The sequence below is a fragment of the Pseudophaeobacter profundi genome (assembly GCF_029697505.1).
Taxonomy (GTDB): Bacteria; Pseudomonadota; Alphaproteobacteria; order Rhodobacterales; family Rhodobacteraceae; genus Pseudophaeobacter; species Pseudophaeobacter profundi.
The window spans coordinates 415,059-434,938 of sequence record NZ_JARJEF010000003.1 but is presented as its reverse complement, the minus strand read 5'-3'; the positions used below and the strand labels follow the sequence as shown (position 1 = coordinate 434,938).

Sequence of the window (19,880 nt, the reverse complement as noted above, 5' to 3'; positions counted from 1 at the left end):
TGCCCCGGCCTCTCCCGAGCGTCCCACCGTCTTCCCGATGCGCCAGGCTGTCTCTCCAACCCGTCCGGCCACCGAAGCGACCCAACCAACCGCGTCGCCGCTGCCGGTAGAGGGGGTTCTAGTGTTAACTCATACTTCCCGCAAGCGATAATTTCACAAAATTACATCTTTTTTCAAAAACCCCTGTTTTTTGCTTATAATCAAATAATTACCAGGTCATTTGCACAAGAGATCACGCAGGATCCGTCCAAAGTTGCCAAAGCGCGCGCAGAGCCGCCGCCGACCGGGATCCTGCCCCGTCCCGCCCATCAAGCGAGACGGCGTTTTGTCTGCCGGGGCAGCCGCAAGAGGAGCAGGGTCACAATGACTGCCAGGTAGATCAATGGCTCCATCTGAAAGCCCTTTGCCAGCATCACGTAGTGCAGCCCCCCTAACAGGGCGACCAGATAGGTCAGGCGATGCAGCTGACGCCAGCGCGGGCCAAGCCAGCGCGTGGCGCGATTATTGGAGGTCAGCGCCAATGGCAGCATCAGTGCAAAACCCACCATACCAATGGTGATATAGGGGCGCTTTGCGATGTCGCGCAGGATTTGCGACAGGATCTGAACATCCAGAACCAGCCAGACCAAGAGATGCAGCGTAACATAGGCGAAGGCCAAAATCCCAATTGCCCGCCGAAACCGCAACAGGTTCAGGCCAGTAAAGCGGCGCAACGGTGTCACGAACAGTCCAAGAATGACCAATTGCAGCGCCGCTTCGCCCAGGCCATGTTCCAGCGCCTTGACCGGGTCCGGCCCCGATCCGCCAGTCAGCCCCAGATACAGCAGCCAGGCTGGATAAAAGGCACCCAGCAGATAGAGCCCCCAAGGCGGCAGTCGGCGCAGCATCTGATTACAACGGTCGATCATTCTGGCAAACTTTCTGTTCTGTGGTCCTGCGGCTCTGGTCTGCGGTGTCACGATGGGTCAAAAATGTTTGGTGAGATCCATACCGTCATACAGGCTTGCGACCTCCTCCTCGTAGCCGTTGAACATCAGTGTATCATCGCGCCCGGCAAACAGCCCGCCACCAAGGCGGCGCTCGGTCGCCTGGCTCCAGCGGGGATGCGACACCTTTGGGTTCACATTGCTGTAAAAGCCATATTCGCGGGCATTGGCCATGTTCCAACTGGTCTGCGGCTGCGTATCGGTCAGGCTGATGCGGACGATGGATTTGATCGATTTGAAGCCGTATTTCCATGGCACCACCAAGCGCAGTGGCGCGCCGTTCTGATTGGGCAGGTCCTTCCCAAAGATCCCGGTCGCCATCAGCGTCAGCGGATGCAGCGCCTCGTCCAGGCGCAGGCCTTCGCGGTAGGGCCAGTCCAGCACGGGATAGGCGGTGCCGGGCATTTCGGACGGGCGGTACAGGGTTTCAAAGCTGACGTATTTTGCCCCCTCCTGCACCCCGGCCAAGGCCAAAAGATCCGCCAGCTCAAAGCCCATCCAGGGCACCACCATCGACCAGGCTTCGACGCAGCGGAACCGGTAGATGCGCTCTTCCAGGGTCATTTCCCCCAGGATCTTCTGGAAATCATAGTCGCCGGGGCGGTCCACCAGACCGTCGATCTTGACGCTCCAGGGTGTGGTGGTCAGCTGGCCGGCGTTTTTCGCAGGATCGCCCTTGCCGGTGCCGAATTCATAGTAGTTGCAATAGGTGGTCACATCCTCCCAGGAGTTTGGCTCCAGCGTTTCGGCCTGTGCCGCCCCTGGCAGCGCGCCAAGCCCTGCCAGCCCAGCCATGCCACCAAGTCCCGCCATTATCTGACGGCGATTCAAATAGGCCTGCTTCGGCGTCACATCAGCGGCACTTAGGGTATTGGTCCAGCGGTGGGCCATGGCGGCGTCTCCTCGAAAATTGCACTTATCGGAGACCTAACGCAGAGCAGAACCAAGGCCAAAACATATCCTGTCACGTCTGCGCGACTGCACTGTAACTTGGCTGAATTTCGTTCATCGGCCGCGAGCCGCCATTATCCTGCATAATCCGCACATGACGGCGGCGCAGCCTGCGTGGTTCTGTTACCCCAACAGAATGGGCAATGGTTTCTACCTCCTGGATGAGCTCGGTCGCATAGCGGGCGACACGTTTGTATTTGTCTTCGACCACCAACCCCTTTTGAAAGCGCGGATCATGGGTGGTGATGCCGGTGGGGCAGGTGTTCTTGTTGCATTTCAACGCCTGAATGCAGCCCAGAGAAAACATGAAGCCACGCGCCGAGGTAACAAAATCCGCCCCCGCCGCCAGGGCCCAGGCCACATCGCTTGGGTTGATCAACTTCCCACTGGCGATCAGCCGGATACGGTCGCGAAAGCCATATTCATCGCGCAGATCGCAGACCAGCGGCAGGGCTTCGCGCACCGACATGCCGACCAGATCGATCAAAGGCATCGGCGCCGCGCCGGTCCCCCCCTCGCCGCCATCAATGGTGATAAAATCCGGCACATCGGCAGGGCGGGCCGCCATATGCAGGAACATCTCGCGCAACACCACCTCAGAGCCCGCCACGGTCTTGATGCCCACCGGTTTGCCTGTCACCTCGCGCAGGTGGGCAACCATATCCAGCAATTCGTCAAAATTAGCCATCTCCGGATGCCGGTTGGGGGAAATGCTGGCCTCGCCTTCGGGGATGCCACGGATTTCGGCAATCTCGGCGCTGACTTTGGCGGCAGGCAGGATGCCGCCCTTGCCCGGCTTGGCCCCCTGCGCCAGCTTCAGCTCGAACATCCGCACCGTTGGATTTTCTGCCACCGCGCGCAGTCTGTCATCGCTCAGCCCGCCTTCAGCATTACGTACACCATATTTTGCGGTGCCGATCTGAAACACCAGATCGCAGCCCCCCTCCAGATGATAGGGGCTCATGCCGCCTTCGCCGGTATTGAGCCAGACCCCGGCCTCACGCGCCCCCCGGCTAAGCGCACGCACCGCTGGTTTTGACAGCGCGCCATAGCTCATACCCGAAACATTGAAGAAGGAAGGCGCCCGATAGGGCACCCGCGCGCCCGCCCCAATCACCATGGGTTCGGTACTGGCATATTGATCATCCAGCGGTGGGAACGGAGCGTTGACAAAAATCGGCGTGCCCGGCACCTCGGTATTTCGGGTTGAACCAAAGGCCACTGTATTGCCCTCCCCCTTGGCGGCCCGATCGACCCAGTCGCGCTGTGCACGGTTAAACGGCAGCTCTTCACGGTCCATGGCAAAGAAATACTGGCGAAAGAATTCCCCCATGGTGCTGAACAGATGCCGGAAGCGGCCTATCACCGGATAGTTCCGCCGGATCGCATCCCCGGTCTGTGTTCGGTCCACCACAAACAGCAGCAGCGCCACAAGCACCAAGGCCCCCAATGCGAAAACAAAGCCAATGGCAAGAAATTCTATAGCCTTTGCCGCGAAACCCATGCAGAAACTCCTATATATAGATGAGACAGGTGGCCAGACGCTGCCTGTTCCTATCCTCCTAACGTGAGGGGGATACCCGCAATGGGCAAGCCACCGTCGTTCACATTAGGAGATGCCAGATGAAATATTTCACCGCAGTCGCCGCCTTTAGCATCAGTGCCACACTGATGGTGCCCGCCTTGGCGCAGGATATGGTCAGTTATCGCAGCGGGCTGGCCTATGACGATGTCACCTTTGGGTTGGAAAATGCCATCACCAACCATGGGCTGGTGGTTGATCATGTCAGCCATGTCGGTGACATGCTGGAACGCACCCGCAGCGCTGTCGGGTCTGATGTTGTGCTGTTCCAGCAGGCCGATGTCTATTCCTTCTGCTCAGCCAAACTATCGCGTCAGGTGATGGAGGCCAATCCGATGAACATCGCCTTCTGTCCCTATGACATCTTTGTCGCCCAGCGCCCCGGCGAGGAGGCCGTCACCATCGGTTTTCGCGCCTTCCCAGAGGGGGAGATGCAGATCATCCAGGCCCTGCTGGACGACATCGTACAGGAAGCCATCGAAGAATAAGCCCCAACCCTGCACCCTGATCTACCGCCGAAACCGGCCTGCGGTTGGTCCAACCAGCACAAAGCCCGCCAGATCTGGCGGGCTTTGTTTGTTCTGCTATCCGATTACCTGAAACACGGAAAGGCGGGACGCGGCATGACCTTTCTATGATTAAGGGCATTCTGCCACCAACCGCTGTTTCAGGTTCATGGCAGAACACTTTAGATCAGTGCACCACCGCATCCTCAGGTTTTGGGCGGTCCGTAGAGCCAAGGCGATCACCGATGATCAACCCGTCGCCACCTGCCGAAACAGGGATGGTATCCCCATCCTTGACCTCGCCGCTAAGCAGCAATTCTGCCAGGGCGTTTTGCAATGACCGCTGGATCACCCGCTTCAGAGGGCGCGCACCAAACACCGGATCATAGCCTTCATCCGCCAGCCAGGTCTTGGCACTGTCGTCCAGCGCCAGAGTGATCTTGCGCCCTTCCAGACGTTTGGCCAGACGCGCCATCTGAATATCGACGATACCGTCCATATCGGAACGCGCCAGACGGTCAAAGATGATGGTCTCATCCAGACGGTTCAGGAACTCGGGCCGGAAATGCGCCCGTACCGCTTCCATCACGTCGCGCTTGGCGGCCGAAGCATCCGCCCCATCCGGCAACTGGCTCAGCGCCTGCGCGCCGAGGTTGGAGGTCAGGATGATCAGCGTCTGCTTGAAATCAACCGTCCGCCCCTGGCCATCTGTCAGCACACCGTCGTCCAGCACCTGCAACAGCACGTTAAAGACATCCGGGTGCGCTTTTTCCACCTCGTCAAACAACACCACCTGATAGGGGCGACGACGCACCGCTTCGGTCAGCGCCCCGCCTTCGTCATAGCCGACATAGCCGGGAGGCGCGCCAATCAGACGGGCCACACTGTGTTTCTCCATGTATTCCGACATGTCGATCCGCACCATGGCGTTGTCATCGTCGAACAGAAAGTTCGCCACTGCCTTGGTCAGCTCTGTCTTGCCCACCCCGGTCGGCCCAAGGAAGAGGAAAGAGCCCAGCGGCCGGTTTTCATCGTTCAGCCCGGCCCGCGCACGGCGCACCGCATTGGCCACCGCCGTCACCGGCGCGTTCTGACCAATGACACGGGAATGCAGCGCGTCTTCCATGCGCAGCAGCTTGTCGCGCTCTCCCTCCAGCATTTTGGAGGTCGGAATACCGGTCCAGCGCTCCACCACACCCGCAATCTGCTCGGGGCGCACCGCTTCTTCGACCATGACGCCCTGCTCTTCGCGGTTTTCGGCTTCACTAAGCTTCTTTTCCAGCCCTGGGATCACGCCGTAAGACAGTTCCCCGGCGCGGGCCAAGTTGCCTTCGCGTTTGGCAATATCCAGATCGGCGCGGGCGCGGTCCAGCTGCTCTTTCAGATCGCGCGCCCCAGCCAGCTTGTCGCGTTCAGCCTGCCATTGGGCCGTCATCTCTGCCGATTGCTCTTGCAGATCCGACAGTTCCTTTTGCAGGGTTTCCAGACGGTCACGCGATGCGGCATCCTCTTCGACCTTCAGCGCCTCTTCTTCAATCTGCATCTGCAGGATCTGGCGGTCCAGCGCATCCAGCTCTTCAGGCTTGCTGTCCACCTGCATACGCAAGCGGCTGGCGGCTTCGTCCACCAGGTCGATGGCCTTGTCCGGCAGGAAACGGTCGGTGATATAGCGGTTCGACAGGGTTGCTGCCGCCACCAGTGCCGCATCCGCAATCCGCACCCCGTGGTGCAGCTCATATTTTTCCTTGATGCCGCGCAGAATAGAGATGGTGTCCTCTACCGTGGGTTCCTGCACCATAACGGGCTGGAAACGACGGGCCAGGGCAGCGTCCTTTTCCACGTATTTGCGGTATTCATTCAGGGTGGTGGCACCGATGCAGTGCAATTCACCCCGCGCCAGCGCCGGTTTGATCAGATTGGCGGCATCCATGGCGCCTTCGGACTTGCCTGCGCCCACAAGGGTGTGCATCTCATCAATGAACAGGATGATCTCGCCGGCCGCCTCGGTGACTTCGGTCAACACAGCCTTCAGTCGTTCTTCGAATTCACCACGATATTTCGCCCCGGCAATCAGCGAGCCCATGTCCAGCGACAAAAGCTTCTTGTCGCGCAGGCTCTCAGGCACATCACCGTTGACGATGCGCAGGGCCATGCCCTCGGCGATAGCGGTTTTACCCACGCCAGGTTCGCCGATCAGAACCGGATTGTTCTTGGTACGGCGCGACAATACCTGCATGGCGCGGCGAATCTCTTCATCCCGGCCAATGATCGGATCAATCTTGCCTTCGCGGGCCGCCTCGGTCAGATCGCGGGCATATTTCTTCAGCGCGTCATAGCCTTCTTCGGCCGTGGCGCTATCGGCGGTGCGGCCTTTACGGATATCATTGATCGCCTCATTCAGGGCCTGGGCGCTGACATTGCCTGCGGCAAGCGCATCCTTGGCCTTGGATTTCACCATACACAGGGCCATCAAGACCCGTTCAACCGGGACAAAACTGTCGCCTGCTTTTTCGGCAATCTTGCTGGCTTCATCCAACACCTTGGCGGTCTGGCCATCCAGATAGACCTGACCAGTATCACCGGTGACTTTGGGCAGTTTGGACACGGCCAGATCAACGGCTTCGACCACGCGCGACGCGGTGCCGCCCGATTTGCCGATCAGATTGCTTGCCAGCCCCTGGTCATCATCCATCAATGCCTTGAGAAGGTGCTCCGGCAGCATCCGCTGATGCTCTTCGCGCATCGCAATTGTCTGCGCCGCCTGCACGAAGCCTCGTGCGCGCTCAGTGAACTTGTTCAAGTCCATGTCGTTCTCCTTATACAAGCGCCCGAATACATATGGCAGCGCCCGCTTTGCGGCACGCCCCGGTCCGGGCCTCTGAAATAGATTTGGGAGGTCTTGCCGCCTCTTCAAGATCACAGTGATGCAATATTACTGAAAAATCACTGATACATGTCAAACCCACAGCCTTGATCGGTGTTTTTTGGGCTTTCCTCGCATGGGGCAGCGCAGTAGGAAAGCGCGATTCCCACAGCCCAAGCCCCGGAGAGCCCCATGTCCCAGACCACAGCCGACGACCGCCTGATTGTTGCCATGGATGTACCCGATGCCCTTGCCGGATTGAAACTGGCTGAACAGCTGGGCGATGCCGTGTCCTTTTACAAGATCGGCCTGGGCATGTTGACCGGCGGCGGCCTGGCGCTGGCCAATGAAATGAAGCACGAGCTGGGCAAGAAGATCTTTCTCGACATGAAGCTCTTTGACATTGGCGCCACGGTTGAAAGCGCGGTGCGCGGGCTGGCGCAGTTCGACCTGGATTTCCTCACCGTGCACGGCGACCCCTATGTGGTGCGCGCCGCCAAGGAAGGCGCCGCTGGCAAAGATATGAAAATTCTGGCCGTAACCATTCTGACCTCGCTGGATCGAGCTGATCTGGACGGTGCACTGATCAAGCCCGGCGATATTCGTGACCTGGTGCAGGAACGCGCAGGCAATGCCTTTGCGGCGGGGGCTGATGGCGTCATCGCCAGCCCGCAAGAAGCCGCCCTGATCCGCGCCCTGCCCGAAGCCGCAGGCAAGTTGATCGTCACCCCCGGCGTGCGCCCGGCTGGCGCGGCACTGGGCGATCAGAAACGCGTCGCCACACCGGCCACAGCCATTGCCGATGGAGCAGACCACATCGTTGTCGGCCGCCCCATCTGGCAGGCCAGCAACCCGCGCGCCGCCGCGCTTGCCATCCTGGACGAGTTGAAAACTATCTGAAACGACCCAACAAAAGGCGAAAACAACTGGTCAGATCCGACTATCGCCTAAAAAAGCATCAGAAATAAACTTTATCCAGGCGTTGCTGTTGATTGCTGTACCGCCGGGGCCCGCCTGCTTTACGTAGGGTCAAGGTGCTGTATTGATGCGGAAATCCGCTTTACCCAGCGCTGCTGTGCCAAATTGTCTCGTGACGGGAAAGCCACAGAACCAGGCGCCACACCGTTGCGGGCAAGCGATGGAATTTGCGAAACTCGACAATATCGGTGATTCTAAGGCTGAGACACTCCCCTGACGAGCTCCTCTTCCTGAGGTTCGTCTGCCTGGCCCCCGCCATCGCGCGGGGGAATTTTTTGCCGCCTGCGCAGATCCCCTGACAGATTGATGTGACCACCGGCACAGATGGCAACTGGCGGAGACTGGCCGTCAGCTCGACCGCCGCCCGAGGTAGTCGCGTAGCTGCCCGGCAAAATGCGGCACGGCCAGCCGGTGATCGCAATAGTCCTGCGGGCGCATCAGCTGCCAGCATTGCCCCTCATCTCCCAGGCGTACCTGCTGCTGCAGTTCGGCGGGCTGATGACTGACAAAGAACCAGACCAGACCACGCGGGCGGCGATAGCTGTTGGACCAGGTCAGATCGCTTGCCGCAAGGGATAGGCGGACTTCCTCATAGGTTTCGCGCAGGGCACAGGCCTGCGGTGTCTCATCGCCTTCGCGGCCACCGCCCGGCAGATCCCAATAGCCTGGATAGGGAATATCCGGGCGGTCGTCTCGCTTGATGACCAGCAGATCCGCCCCAAGAAAAAGCGCCAGTTTGGCACCGGAAAATGACATATCCACCCTTTGCAAACGCGAAGCCCTAAAGACAAATCCCCGAACTGACGATAAAATGCAGCACCGCCTCTGACACAGATATAGCCCCCACCCCGCCATGCAAGCCCTTTGCCGTGATTGCCTTCGCCAGATTGCCCCAACGCGTCGCTGCCCGGCCTGCGGCAGCCCGCGCATCACCCAGCATGCAGAACTGTTTTCCCTGACCATCGCACATATGGACTGCGATGCCTTTTACGCCAGCGTCGAAAAGCGCGATAACCCGGCGTTGGCTGGCAAACCTGTGATCATCGGCGGCGGCAAACGCGGCGTGGTATCGACCGCCTGCTATGTGGCGCGCATCTCTGGCGTGCGCTCGGCCATGCCGATGTTTCAGGCGCTGAAACTCTGCCCCGATGCCGTGGTGATCAAACCGCGAATGTCCGCCTATGTCGAAGTCAGCCAGATGGTGCGCGCGATGATGGACGAATTGACCCCGGATATCGAACCCCTGTCCCTGGATGAGGCCTTCATGGATCTCTCTGGCACCCAGAAACTGCATGGGCACCCGCCGGCGGTCATGCTGGCACGGCTGGTCAAACGGATGAAGGATGAACTGGGCATCACCGGGTCAATCGGGCTGTCGCACAACAAGTTCCTGGCCAAGGTGGCCTCGGATCTGGACAAGCCGCGCGGCTATTCGGTGATTGGCAAGGCGGAAACTGCCAGCTTTCTACGCGACAAACCTGTGCGACTGATCTGGGGTATTGGCCCGGCCACACAGGCCGCATTGGAAAAGGCCGGTATTCGCACCTTTTCCGATCTGCTGCGCTGGGACCGCCAAGACCTGAACGCGCGCTTTGGTGGCACCGGTGATCGGCTCTGGCACCTGGCGCGCGGCCAGGACCGCCGCCGGGTTTCCTCGAATGCGCCGGTCAAGTCGATCTCGAAAGAGACCACATTCATGGAAGACACCGCCAGCCTAGAGGTGCTTGACGGTCATCTGTGGCGGCTGGCGGTACAGGTGGCGGATCGCGCCAAGGCCAAGGCAAAGGCCGGCCGGGTTGTCACCCTGAAGTTAAAGCGCGCCAATCATTCTGCCCTGACCCGGCGCCTGTCCCTGCACAGCCCGACCCAGCTGGCCGATGTGATCTACCGCCAGTCGCGGGCCTTGCTGGATCAGGTGGGCGATCAGGGGCCCTATCGCCTGCTCGGTTGTGGAATCTCGGATCTGGTGCCCGAAGCGCAGGCCGATACCAGTGGTGACCTTCTGGACCCCCTGGCCGGAAAACGCGCCCAGGCAGAACGGGCTACCGATGCCATTCGCAAGCGCTTTGGCGAGGATGCCATCCGCAAGGGGCGCGCCCTGCGCTAGGGCGTGTTGCGCAAAAGGGGCTACCGGTTTTGCGCCATCTGCCAAATCAAATCAGGAAAGCCAGTCGCCTGAACGCAAATGGCGCAAGCAGCCGCACCACCGCAAGCGTCCGGCTGCCCGCTATTCAGCCGCCAGCCGCCGCCCGTCCTGGTCGATACCTATTTTGGCGATCAGCCCGGCAACCTGCCCCATAAGCGCCTTTACCTCGGCGAAACGCGCATTGGGCCGCACCTGTGCCTCGTCCATATATAAGGAGCGGTCAATTTCGACCTGCACCGCATGCTGCCGCCGCGAAGGACGACCATAGGCCTGAGTGATATAGGCCCCGGCAAAGGGCGCGTTTCGGACCACGCGCAGCCCGGCCTGGACAAAGGCTGCCTCCACCTGGTCCATCACCTCTGTCGCTGCCGAAGATCCAAACCGATCCCCCAGAACCACCTCGGGCAGCGCCGCCCGATGGGTCGGAAGGTTTGCCACCGCTTCATGCGGCATGGAATGGCAATCAATAAGCACCGCCTGGCCGAAACGGTCATGCGCCTGGCGCAGCAACCCCTGCAGAGCCGCGTGATAGGGATACCAAATCTGGTCGATTCGCTGCAGCGCCTCTTGCCGGGGCATCTTGCCGTGATAGATCGCCCGGCCATTGGCCACCACCCGCGGAATCACCCCCAAGCCCGAGGCCACCCGCGGGTTCTGCCCCCGGCGCGGTACGCCTTCGATCAAGGCTGGGTCCAGCTCTCCGGGGGCGCGATTGAGATCGATATAGGCCCGCGGCTGGGTCGCCAGCAGCAGCGGGGCCCCGAATCCGGGCACATCAGCAAAAAGCTGGTCGACAAAGGCATCCTCTGAACTGCGAATCTGCTGTTGGTTCAGAATCGTGCCCTGCACAAAGCTCGGCTCATAGTATGACCCGCTATGCGGCGAGGCAAAAACCACCGGTGACGTCAGTTCGGTGGGTGAAATAACGGAAAATGCGCGCTTAGACATAGGTGCTTCTGCCCTTGGTTCCTCGAAATCACCATAGAGCGAAAATTCTACGACCAAAAGCTCTTGCGCCCCTGCGCGACTCTGATTATAGACCCCTTCACCGGCGCGGCTACCACGCTCCAATCACTTGGTGTAGGGCGGTCGCAAGGGTTTCATGGGCGCTTAGCTCAGCGGTAGAGCACTTCGTTGACATCGAAGGGGTCACAAGTTCGAACCTTGTAGTGCCCACCATGAATTCATTGTTTTGGCCATTCGGCCGGAACGCCCGCAAACCCAGGCGCTGGTTCGCGCCGCAGAACAGGAGAATGACTATGAAAGTCAAGAACTCGCTCCGCTCGCTCAAGAACCGGCACCGTGATTGCCGCATTGTGCGTCGCAAGGGCCGCGTATATGTGATCAACAAGACACAGCCGCGTTTCAAAGCACGCCAGGGCTGAGACTAAGATCTCGCTTTGTTAAAAAGACCGCATCTTCGGGTGCGGTCTTTTTGCGTTTACACCCCCGTGCGGATGCAACTGCCCACCGGGTTTTGGAATGCTCGGGCCTGTCTGGACTGGTGCGGAATTGAGGGTGAGTTTTTTCCGATGGTTTTAGTAGGTTTCTATTTCCCTTCAGTGGTTTTTTCTATATTCGACTAAATAAGTCAGAAAATGACGTCAATCTGGAGATCACACTCGCTATGTTGAAAGCCACCACCATTCTCGCAGGGACCCTTGCTGCAACTCTTGCGACCTCGGCCGCTGCCGAAGGCGAAGTAAACCTGTATTCGTCGCGTCACTACGACACCGACGAGCGCCTCTATTCTGATTTCGAAGAGGCCACCGGCATCACCATCAACCGGATCGAAGGCAAGGCAGACGAGCTGATCGCCCGCATGACTGCGGAAGGCGTCAACTCGCCCGCTGATATCCTGCTGACCGTCGATACATCGCGTCTGGCCCGTGCCAAAAACGCAGGCGTTTTGCAAAGCATCGACAGCGATGTTCTGGAAACCAGCGTGCCCGGTTACCTGCAAGACGCCGACAACCAGTGGTTTGGTTTTTCCCAGCGTGCCCGCATCATTTTCTACGACAAGGCAGATGTGGCAAACCCGCCGCGCACCTATCTAGATCTGGCCGACCCTGCCTACAAAGGCCTGGTCTGCATCCGGTCTTCCTCGAACACCTATAACCAGACGCTGCTGGCCTCGATCATCACCCACCACGGTGCCGAGGTTGCCAAGGACTGGGCTGAAGGCGTGGTTGCCAATATGGCGCGCGCCCCACAAGGCGGCGATACCGATCAGCTGCGCGGCATTGTCTCGGGCGAATGTGAAATTTCGGTCGCCAACAGCTACTATTTTGCCCGTTCCATCCGCAAAGAGGTCAAGGGCCTGTCGGCAGACCGCGACATGATCGGCTGGATCTTTCCCTCGCAGGACGCCGAAGGCGCGCATATGAACCTGTCCGGTGGCGGCGTTGCTGCCCATGCGCCAAATCGCGACAACGCGATCAAGTTCCTGGAATATCTCGCCTCTGAACAGGCGCAGCAGTACTTCTCGGCTGGCAACGATGAATTCCCTGCCGTGCCCGGTATTGGCCTGGCGCCAAGCATCGCTGCACTGGGGCATTTCAAGCCTGATGATGTGAACCTGTCGGAGGTGGCCAAGAACATCCCCGAAGCGCAAAAGATCTTTGATGCGGCGGGCTGGGAATAATCCTGCCCCCTCTGATCTGCTGAAAAATTAGGCAAAGGCGCGGGGAAACCTGCGCCTTTTCTGCGTCTGACATTTCCTTTTCAGCATCGGTTTGCCACTCTGCCCGTATTCGCCACCGGAGCTAGAGATGACACCCCAACCCGTGCCGACGATCCGCCAGCTGACCGCCCCCGAGCTTGCGCAACACTGCCCCGCTCTCAGTGATATTCTGGTGACCACCGTCGAAGCCGGTGCCAGCGTCGGCTTCATCCTGCCCTTTACAGCGGACGATGCGGCGGCCTTTTGGAACAACCGTGTCTTTCCGGCGGTCCAGCGCGGCGACGTCCGGCTGTTTGGCGCCTTTGTGCAAGATGATGTCTTGGTGGGGACGGTGCAGCTCTCGCTGGCGATGCCTGCCAACCAGCCCCACCGCGCCGATGTGGCCAAATTGCTGGTACATCCAAGGGCGCGCCGCGCCGGATTGGGGCGCAGCCTGATGCTGACGCTCGAAGCCGAGGCCCGCCAATTGGGCAAGACATTGCTGGTGCTTGATACTCGTTCGGGCGATCCGTCACAGCGGCTCTATGAAAGCCTGGGCTACCGCGTGGCTGGTTCAGTGCCAGGATTTTGCCGCCACCCCAGCGCCGAGATCTATGAGGCCACCACCTACCTGTACAAAGCGCTCACATAGCGCCGCGACCGGCAGGCACCATAGGCTAGCGGCGCCGGTCCACTTGGCGACAGATCAGAATCACTGGCAGCAGCCCCACTGCCATGATCACCAGCGAGGGCACCGCCGCCCCCTCCAGTCGCTCATCCGAGGCAAGCCGGTACGCCTGCACTGCCAGCGTGTCATAGTTGAAAGGGCGCATGATCAAGGTGGCGGGCAGCTCTTTCATCACATCGACAAACACGATCAGCAGCGCTGTCAGCAGGCTCGGGGTGAGAAGCGGCAGATGCACGCGGCGCAACATGCCCAGCGGCCCCTGCCCCAGAGAGCGCGCCGCCGAATCCATATTGGCATGCACAGTGGATTGCCCGCTTTCATAAGCGCCAAGCGCCGCCGCCAGAAAGCGCACCATATAGGCCCCGACCAGCAACCAGATTGACCCCGAAATCAGCAGCCCCGTGCGGATCTCAAAATTGGCCCGCATCCAGGCGTCCAAAGCATTGTCAAAGGCCGCAAAGGGGACCATCAGCCCCACCGCGATCACCCCACCAGGCACCGCATAGCCCAAGCGCGACATATAGGCCGCCAGCGCCGAGCTGCGCCCCGGACGCAGCCGTTGATAAAACCCAAGGCAGATTGCCGCCATGACCGTCAACAGCGCCGCCAGCGTCGCCAGCAACAGCGAATTTTGCAGGAAACCGATATAGCGGCTGCTGAACAGGTTCTGCTCTGACTGCAGCCCCATGTTGAACAGGATGATCAGCGGCAGCAAAAAGCCAAAACAAACCGGCAGGGCACAGAGGATCCAGGCAAAAAACGCCTGTCCGCCCTTCAGGTCAGCTGGTGGCATCGGTGCATGTTGCTTGCCCGCCTGATGATAGCGCGCCTTGCCGCGGGTGGACCGTTCGATCACCGCCAGAACCAGGGCAAGACATAGCAGGCACAGCGCCAGCTGCGCCGCTCCGGCCCGATCCCCCATGGAAAACCAGCTGGTGTAGATCCCGGTAGCAAAGGTCTGGACGCCAAAATAGGACACGGTGCCAAAATCCGCGATGGTCTCCATCACCGTCAGCAAGACCCCCGTGGCAATCGCCGGGCGCGCCATCGGCAGGCTGACCAGCCAAAAGGCCTGAAAGGCGCTTTTCCCAAGCGCCCTGGCCGCCAGAAAGGCACCACCGCTTTGTTGTAAGAATGCAGCCCGCGCCAGCAGATAGACATAGGGGTAAAGCACCAGCACCAGCATCGCTGCCGCCCCGCCAAGCGATCGGATTTCCGGGAACCAGTAATCGCGTGGCCCCCATCCCGTCACCGCGCGCAGCGTCGTCTGCACGATGCCGGGATGATCCAGAATGAAAGTATAGGCATAGGCCAGCACATAGGCCGGAAAGGCCAGCGGCAGGATCAGCGCGATCTCAAATATCCGCACGCCGGGGAACCGTGTCATGGTCACCAGCCAGGCCGCCCCCACCCCGATGGCCAGGGTCCCAACCGAGACCAGAATCACCAGCCCGACAGTGGTCAGCGCATAGCGCGGCAGCACCGTGTCCAACAGATGCAGGATGGTATCTGTGCCGCCAGTCAGCGCCGCCACCGCCACCGCAACCATCGGTAGGATACAGGCCAATGCAACGCACCAGGCCAGAATAGAGAACACTCTGGTTCCGGCGTGTCGCCCACGGCGATTGCCCTGCGGGGCGTAGTCTTTGGTCTCTTTCACGGCAGTCATGCGGTCCGCTCTTGGTCTGATTTTGCGCGTCCCCTCTTATGCGATTATTTTGGTCAGAAACTCCAGCCGGAAACCAATGTTCTTCCAGCAGGAACTGGCCCTTCAGATGGAGAGGGACGAAAAAATCCCCCCAAGGGTCGGCAGACCACCTGGAGGGATAAACAGAGCAAGCTTTGCGCGCCGCCTAGTCGTAGCTGCGCTGGTCCTCGATCACCACGCCATCCTTGGGCAGGGCACCGGGCGAGACGACTTCAATACGGCCCTTGAGTTTCAGAACCTCGATCACCGATTTGCCAAAGCTGATTTCATCGCCAGCACTGGCCTCGATCTGCACCGTCATGGTGTCCATTTCACCATCTCGGGCAGCAATGACACGTGCCTTGACGATTTCGTCATGTTTATCGACCAGTGCGGCAACCTGTTCTGGCCGCACAAACATGCCCTTGATCTTGGTTGTCTGATCGGCGCGGCCCATCCAGCCCTTGATCCGCATATTGGTCCGCCCACAGGGAGAAACCCCAGGCAGGACCGCCGAAAGATCACCCGTCGCAAAACGGATCAGCGGATAATCTGGGTTCAGCGTTGTCACGACGACCTCGCCCACTTCGCCAGGGGCAACGGGCGTCCCGGTGCCAGGGGTGACGATTTCGACAATGACCATCTCATCGACAATCATGCCCTCCATTGCGGCGCTCTCATAGGCGACATTGCCCAGATCCGCAGTGGCGTAGCTCTGCAGGCAGGTGATGCCGCGATCAGCATATTCCTGGCGCAGCGACGGGAACAACGCGCCACCACCGACAGCGGCTTTGGTAAAGCCAAGCGTCACGCCCATGGCATCGGCCTTATCCAGGATCACCTTCAGATAATCCGGAGTGCCCGCATAGGCCGTCGCCCCCACATCACGTGCGGCAGTCACCTGAAGTTCGGTCTGGCCGGTGCCGGCAGGCAGCACGGTTGCCCCAACGGCGCGGGCGCCACTTTCAAAGATCATGCCCGCAGGCGTCAGATGGTAGCCAAAGCAGTTTTGCACCACATCCCCCGGACCGATGCCAACCGCATGTAGGAAACGCCCCATGCGCCACCAGTCGTGATCCACCCCGCCCGGTTCATAGATCGGGCCAGGCGACTGAAAGATATGGGCAAACCCGGTGGCAGGTTTCACGGTAAAGCCCCCAAAGGGGGCATTGCCCCCCTGCGCTTTGCTGAGGTCGGATTTGCGCAGCACCGGCAGGGCGGCCAGATCGGCAGCCGAGGTAATGGCGCGCGCATCAATATCTTTCAGGCTGCCCGCATAGCCAGCTGCCGTTTGGGCCAGGGCAATCTGCCTTGGCAAGGCGGTGGCAAGGTCGCCGGCGCGCTGGTCGTCGGAACGCGTTTCCAAGCTGTCATAATTGGTCATAGTCTCACCATCCCTCCCTTAGCTCAGCCACCGCTTGCGGCGGCGGTAAGACCGCACATCACGGAAGCTCTTGCGGCCCTCGTCCGACATCCCAAGGTAGAATTCCTTTACATCGGGGTTTTCGCGCAGTTCAGCAGCAGGGCCATCCATCACCACCCGGCCAGATTCAAGAATATAGCCGTAATGGGCATAGCGCAGCGCTACATTGGTGTTCTGTTCAGCCAAGAGGAAGGTCACGCCCTCTTGTTCGTTGATTGTTTTGACAATCTCAAAGATCTGTTCCACCAGCTGCGGTGCCAACCCCATCGAGGGTTCGTCCAGCAGGATGGTTTCAGGGCGGCTCATCAGGGCGCGGCCCATGGCCACCATCTGTTGTTCCCCACCAGAGGTATAGCCCGCCTGGCTTTTGCGGCGCTCTTTCAGCCGGGGGAAATAATTGTACACCATCTCAAGGTCTTGCTGAATGGTGGCCCCAGCGTCAGAGCGGGTATAGGCGCCGGTCAGCAGGTTTTCTTCGACCGTCAGGTGTTCAAAACAATGGCGCCCCTCCATCACCTGGATCACGCCATTGCGCACCAGATCGGCGGGGTCCGCATTGTGAACCGTTTTGCCACGGTATTTCACCGATCCCTTTGTCACCTCGCCGCGCTCTGAGCGCAGCAGGTTGGAAATCGCCTTCAGCGTCGTGGTCTTGCCAGCCCCGTTGCCCCCCAAAAGCGCGGTGATACCACCCTTTGGCACATTGAGGCTGACGCCTTTCAGAACCAGGATCACGTGATTGTAGATCACCTCGACATTGTTGATCTCTAGCAGGGTCTCGGCCTGCACATCAGTGGTGTTGGCTGCATCCAGCATCAAAGTTATCCTCATGCGGTCCAGGGCGCTGTGTATTTGGCGCATCCGGGTCTGTTCGGGGTGGTGCGGCAGCGCAGCCGCCGCACCGGATTAAAGCCCGACCCCACGGGAATGTGGGATCGGAGAAGGGTTTACTGGCACCGAGGCTCGATACCGTTTTCAGACGCATAGGAAGCCGAATCTGCGTCGATCAGCGGCTTGATCACATCGCTGTCGGTCTTCTGGAAATCGGCAATCAAGCTCCAGGTTTTGGACGATGCGTCCCACTGGGTCACACCAACAAGGCCGGGGCCGCCGTGGTTTTCGCAGCTCACGTTGAAGGCTGGGCCAAAGTAGCGCATGCCAAGCGCGGCCATGCGGGCCTCGGGCATTTCCAGGGCTTCCATACCATCGCGCATCATCGCAGGCGTGATGTCGGCGGTACCGTGCATTTCCTGCGCAGTCTTGGCAGCCTCGACTGCCAGCATCGCAGCGTACAGACCACGGTTATACAGAACGTTGCCGATCTGATCGCCCGCGCCTGCTGCCAGGCCCTTGTCGACAACATATTTCTGAATATCGTCAAACACCGGGAAGTCACGGCCAACATTGTGGAAGGTCACAGCCTTGTACCCATCTGCCGCATCGCCAGCAGGCATCACGTCATGTTCGGCACCAGACCACCAGACACCAATGAAGTTTTCCATTGGAAAGCGGATGTTCGCGGCTTCCTGAATGGCAACCTGGTTCATCACGCCCCAGCCCCACATCAGGACAAAGTCAGGACGCTCGCGGCGGATCTGAAGCCACTGGGATTTCTGCTCCTGACCGGGGTGGTCAACGGGCAGTGTGGTCAGTTCAAAACCATGCTTGGCCGACAGCTCTTCCAGGGTGCGGATCGGCTCTTTGCCGTAGGCAGAGTTGTGGAAAACCAGGGCGATCTTCTTGCCTTTCAGATCACCACCGTTTTCGTCCAGCAGGTAGTTGATGATACCCGAGGCGCCATCCCAGTAGTTGGCAGGGTAGTTGAAGACATTGCCAAAGACTTCGCCATTGGCAGCCGAGGTCCGGCCATAGCCCATGGTATGAAGCGGGATACCGTCAGCTGCGGTTTTGGGAATCAGCTGATAGGTGATCCCGGTCGACAAGGGTTGATAGACCAGGGCGCCTTCGCCTTTGGTGGATTCGTAGCATTCAACACCTTTTTCGGTGTTATAGCCGGTCTCACATTCGATCAGCCGTGTTTTCACACCACCGATGCCACCGTCACGTTCATTGACGAGGGTGAAATAGTCGGCATAGCCATCTGCAAACGGGATACCGCCCGCAGCATAGGGTCCGGTACGATAGCTCAGTGATGGGAACACCAGGTCCGCCATAGCAGGGCCTGCCGCCATCAAAGCGCCCAGCGCCAGAGTGGTCAACTTCATTTTCATCGGTTTACATCCTCCCTTGGTCTCATCCGATTGTCGTCTTGGGTCGGCGGGTTTGAATTTTGTCTTTGTTCCCACCGGTCGTGTAGGGACCTTACCGCTTAGTGCGGGAAGGGCCACAGTCTCAATTTTTCCTTGGCAACCCGCCAGAGCTGCGCCAGCCCATGTGGTTCAACGATCAGGAAGAACACGATCAGCGCCCCCACGATCACCAGCTGGAAATGCGCCACGATATCCGTGGGCCAGCCCAGCACATCAACGCCGACCACTTTCAGGATCACCGGCAGCAGCACCAGAAAGGCCGCGCCAGCAAAGGAACCAAAGATCGAGCCAAGGCCGCCGATGATCACCATGAACAACACCTGAAACGACTTGGTAATGCCAAAGGCCTCGCCCACTTCGACCGCGCCGAGGTAGAGTGCAAAGAACAGCGCGCCGGAGATGCCGATAAAGAAGCCAGAGACAGCAAAGGCCGTCAGCTTGGCTTTCAGCGGGTTTACCCCAATGATTTCCGCCGCAATGTCCATGTCCCGGATTGCCATCCAGCTACGGCCGACCATGCCGCGGGTCAGGTTGCGGGCCACAAGGGCACAAAAGGTCAGGAAAATCAGGCAGAACAGGTAGGTCGCCCATGCCGGTGCATTCGGGCCAGTGATCAGGATGCCAAAGGCTTCCCGCTCGGGGGCGTTGATCTGACCAGAAGCAGAGTAGTTGTAGAACCACGGCACCCGGTTGAACAACCAGACCAGGAAAAACTGCGCCGCCAATGTGGCCACCGCCAAGTAAAAGCCCTTGATCCGCAGACTTGGCAGACCAAACAACACGCAGACCACCCCGGTGATCCCACCCGCCAGCAGCACGTGAATGAACATGCTCACCTCGGGAAAGGTGGTCATCAGCTTGTAGCAGGCATAGGCGCCCACCGCCATGAACCCACCGGTGCCCAGACTGACCTGACCACAATAGCCCACCAGAATGTTGAGCCCGATCGCCGCGATCGAATAGATCAGAAATGGCAGCAGAATGGCGCTGGCCCAATAGTCATTGATGGTGAAGGGAATGACCAGAAAGGCAATGAACAGCACAAAGTAATACCGATAGCGATCAAACTTGATCGGGAAGGTCTGGCTGTCCTGTTCATAAGAGACTTTGAAGTCTCCGGCTTCGCGATAGAACATGG

At 59.5% G+C, this 19,880-nt stretch carries 17 protein-coding genes and 1 tRNA gene; 7 read left to right on the top strand and 11 right to left on the bottom strand.

Features of this window, described 5'->3' with window-relative positions:
- Positions 1 to 308: 308 nt before the first annotated feature.
- The 3 genes from msrQ to P2081_RS08000 form a co-directional block, all read right to left on the bottom strand.
- Positions 309 to 908: a protein-methionine-sulfoxide reductase heme-binding subunit MsrQ gene (gene msrQ / locus P2081_RS08010; RefSeq protein WP_278922341.1), complete on the bottom strand. Its 600-nt coding sequence runs from the start codon at positions 906 to 908 to the stop codon at positions 309 to 311.
- A 57-nt stretch (positions 909 to 965) separates the two neighbouring features.
- On the bottom strand, positions 966 to 1,877 hold the full coding sequence (gene msrP / locus P2081_RS08005; RefSeq protein ID WP_278922340.1) for a protein-methionine-sulfoxide reductase catalytic subunit MsrP: 912 nt from the start codon (positions 1,875 to 1,877) through the stop codon (positions 966 to 968).
- A 73-nt stretch (positions 1,878 to 1,950) separates the two neighbouring features.
- Positions 1,951 to 3,441, bottom strand: coding sequence for an FMN-binding glutamate synthase family protein (locus P2081_RS08000; protein WP_278922339.1), 1,491 nt, complete (start codon positions 3,439 to 3,441; stop codon positions 1,951 to 1,953).
- A 119-nt stretch (positions 3,442 to 3,560) separates the two neighbouring features.
- Between P2081_RS08000 and P2081_RS07995 the strand changes: the two genes are divergently transcribed.
- Positions 3,561 to 4,007: a DUF302 domain-containing protein gene (locus P2081_RS07995; RefSeq protein ID WP_278922338.1), complete on the top strand. Its 447-nt coding sequence runs from the start codon at positions 3,561 to 3,563 to the stop codon at positions 4,005 to 4,007.
- A 205-nt stretch (positions 4,008 to 4,212) separates the two neighbouring features.
- On the opposite strand, the gene clpB is transcribed toward P2081_RS07995, so the two are convergent.
- The gene (gene clpB, locus P2081_RS07990) at positions 4,213 to 6,831 is read right to left on the bottom strand and encodes an ATP-dependent chaperone ClpB (RefSeq protein WP_278922337.1); all 2,619 of its coding nucleotides are present in this window, start codon (positions 6,829 to 6,831) and stop codon (positions 4,213 to 4,215) included.
- A 249-nt stretch (positions 6,832 to 7,080) separates the two neighbouring features.
- Here clpB and pyrF point away from each other — a divergent pair, with 249 nt between their 5' ends.
- Positions 7,081 to 7,788: an orotidine-5'-phosphate decarboxylase gene (pyrF, locus tag P2081_RS07985; protein WP_278922336.1), complete on the top strand. Its 708-nt coding sequence runs from the start codon at positions 7,081 to 7,083 to the stop codon at positions 7,786 to 7,788.
- 426 nt (positions 7,789 to 8,214) lie between these two features.
- Here the strand turns inward: pyrF and P2081_RS07980 are convergent, their stop codons facing one another.
- Complete coding sequence (locus tag P2081_RS07980) at positions 8,215 to 8,622, bottom strand: NUDIX hydrolase (protein ID WP_278922335.1); 408 nt, start codon at positions 8,620 to 8,622, stop codon at positions 8,215 to 8,217.
- Positions 8,623 to 8,719: 97 nt separating this feature from the next.
- Between P2081_RS07980 and P2081_RS07975 the strand changes: the two genes are divergently transcribed.
- Entirely contained in the window at positions 8,720 to 9,973 is a 1,254-nt protein-coding gene (locus P2081_RS07975) for a DNA polymerase IV (RefSeq protein WP_278922334.1), read from the top strand.
- 120 nt (positions 9,974 to 10,093) lie between these two features.
- On the opposite strand, the gene P2081_RS07970 is transcribed toward P2081_RS07975, so the two are convergent.
- Positions 10,094 to 10,960, bottom strand: a complete 867-nt coding sequence (locus tag P2081_RS07970) for an N-formylglutamate amidohydrolase (RefSeq protein ID WP_278922333.1) — start codon at positions 10,958 to 10,960, stop codon at positions 10,094 to 10,096.
- Between the two features lie 156 nt (positions 10,961 to 11,116).
- Here P2081_RS07970 and P2081_RS07965 point away from each other — a divergent pair.
- The 4 genes from P2081_RS07965 (at position 11,117) to P2081_RS07950 (ending at position 13,326) form a co-directional block, all read left to right on the top strand.
- Positions 11,117 to 11,191 (top strand) — tRNA-Val (locus tag P2081_RS07965).
- An 80-nt stretch (positions 11,192 to 11,271) separates the two neighbouring features.
- A complete protein-coding gene (ykgO, locus tag P2081_RS07960; protein WP_008205324.1) occupies positions 11,272 to 11,397 on the top strand; it encodes a type B 50S ribosomal protein L36 in 126 nt (41 codons plus the stop codon).
- Between the two features lie 242 nt (positions 11,398 to 11,639).
- Positions 11,640 to 12,656 (top strand): Fe(3+) ABC transporter substrate-binding protein, encoded by a 1,017-nt coding sequence (locus tag P2081_RS07955; RefSeq protein WP_278922332.1) that lies wholly within the window; start codon positions 11,640 to 11,642, stop codon positions 12,654 to 12,656.
- Positions 12,657 to 12,783: 127 nt separating this feature from the next.
- Entirely contained in the window at positions 12,784 to 13,326 is a 543-nt protein-coding gene (locus P2081_RS07950; RefSeq protein WP_278922331.1) for a GNAT family N-acetyltransferase, read from the top strand.
- Positions 13,327 to 13,351: 25 nt separating this feature from the next.
- Here P2081_RS07950 and P2081_RS07945 read toward each other — a convergent pair whose 3' ends face one another.
- The 5 genes from P2081_RS07945 to P2081_RS07925 all read right to left on the bottom strand — a co-directional run bounded on the left by P2081_RS07945 (position 13,352) and on the right by P2081_RS07925 (position 19,878).
- Positions 13,352 to 15,031 (bottom strand): ABC transporter permease, encoded by a 1,680-nt coding sequence (locus P2081_RS07945; protein ID WP_278922330.1) that lies wholly within the window; start codon positions 15,029 to 15,031, stop codon positions 13,352 to 13,354.
- A gap of 184 nt (positions 15,032 to 15,215) precedes the next feature.
- Entirely contained in the window at positions 15,216 to 16,433 is a 1,218-nt protein-coding gene (locus P2081_RS07940; RefSeq protein ID WP_278922329.1) for a phenylacetate--CoA ligase family protein, read from the bottom strand.
- A gap of 18 nt (positions 16,434 to 16,451) precedes the next feature.
- The gene (locus P2081_RS07935; RefSeq protein ID WP_278922328.1) at positions 16,452 to 17,288 is read right to left on the bottom strand and encodes an ABC transporter ATP-binding protein; all 837 of its coding nucleotides are present in this window, start codon (positions 17,286 to 17,288) and stop codon (positions 16,452 to 16,454) included.
- 131 nt (positions 17,289 to 17,419) lie between these two features.
- The gene (locus P2081_RS07930) at positions 17,420 to 18,703 is read right to left on the bottom strand and encodes an ABC transporter substrate-binding protein (RefSeq protein ID WP_278922327.1); all 1,284 of its coding nucleotides are present in this window, start codon (positions 18,701 to 18,703) and stop codon (positions 17,420 to 17,422) included.
- 98 nt (positions 18,704 to 18,801) lie between these two features.
- Positions 18,802 to 19,878 carry a branched-chain amino acid ABC transporter permease gene (locus P2081_RS07925; RefSeq protein ID WP_278922326.1) on the bottom strand — a complete coding sequence of 359 codons (1,077 nt, stop codon included), beginning with the start codon at positions 19,876 to 19,878 and terminating at the stop codon, positions 18,802 to 18,804.
- Positions 19,879 to 19,880: the final 2 nt, after the last annotated feature.

Bases quoted from the DNA above. Each gene is read 5' to 3' on its own strand.
- msrQ (WP_278922341.1), bottom strand. From the start codon at position 908: ATGATCGACCGTTGTAATCAGATGCTGCGCCGACTGCCGCCTTGGGGG.
- msrP (WP_278922340.1), bottom strand. From the start codon at position 1,877: ATGGCCCACCGCTGGACCAATACCCTAAGTGCCGCTGATGTGACGCCG.
- P2081_RS08000 (WP_278922339.1), bottom strand. From the start codon at position 3,441: ATGGGTTTCGCGGCAAAGGCTATAGAATTTCTTGCCATTGGCTTTGTT.
- P2081_RS07995 (WP_278922338.1), top strand. From the start codon at position 3,561: ATGAAATATTTCACCGCAGTCGCCGCCTTTAGCATCAGTGCCACACTG.
- clpB (WP_278922337.1), bottom strand. From the start codon at position 6,831: ATGGACTTGAACAAGTTCACTGAGCGCGCACGAGGCTTCGTGCAGGCG.
- pyrF (WP_278922336.1), top strand. From the start codon at position 7,081: ATGTCCCAGACCACAGCCGACGACCGCCTGATTGTTGCCATGGATGTA.
- P2081_RS07980 (WP_278922335.1), bottom strand. From the start codon at position 8,622: ATGTCATTTTCCGGTGCCAAACTGGCGCTTTTTCTTGGGGCGGATCTG.
- P2081_RS07975 (WP_278922334.1), top strand. From the start codon at position 8,720: ATGCAAGCCCTTTGCCGTGATTGCCTTCGCCAGATTGCCCCAACGCGT.
- P2081_RS07970 (WP_278922333.1), bottom strand. From the start codon at position 10,960: ATGTCTAAGCGCGCATTTTCCGTTATTTCACCCACCGAACTGACGTCA.
- ykgO (WP_008205324.1), top strand. From the start codon at position 11,272: ATGAAAGTCAAGAACTCGCTCCGCTCGCTCAAGAACCGGCACCGTGAT.
- P2081_RS07955 (WP_278922332.1), top strand. From the start codon at position 11,640: ATGTTGAAAGCCACCACCATTCTCGCAGGGACCCTTGCTGCAACTCTT.
- P2081_RS07950 (WP_278922331.1), top strand. From the start codon at position 12,784: ATGACACCCCAACCCGTGCCGACGATCCGCCAGCTGACCGCCCCCGAG.
- P2081_RS07945 (WP_278922330.1), bottom strand. From the start codon at position 15,031: ATGACTGCCGTGAAAGAGACCAAAGACTACGCCCCGCAGGGCAATCGC.
- P2081_RS07940 (WP_278922329.1), bottom strand. From the start codon at position 16,433: ATGACCAATTATGACAGCTTGGAAACGCGTTCCGACGACCAGCGCGCC.
- P2081_RS07935 (WP_278922328.1), bottom strand. From the start codon at position 17,288: ATGCTGGATGCAGCCAACACCACTGATGTGCAGGCCGAGACCCTGCTA.
- P2081_RS07930 (WP_278922327.1), bottom strand. From the start codon at position 18,703: ATGAAAATGAAGTTGACCACTCTGGCGCTGGGCGCTTTGATGGCGGCA.
- P2081_RS07925 (WP_278922326.1), bottom strand. From the start codon at position 19,878: ATGTTCTATCGCGAAGCCGGAGACTTCAAAGTCTCTTATGAACAGGAC.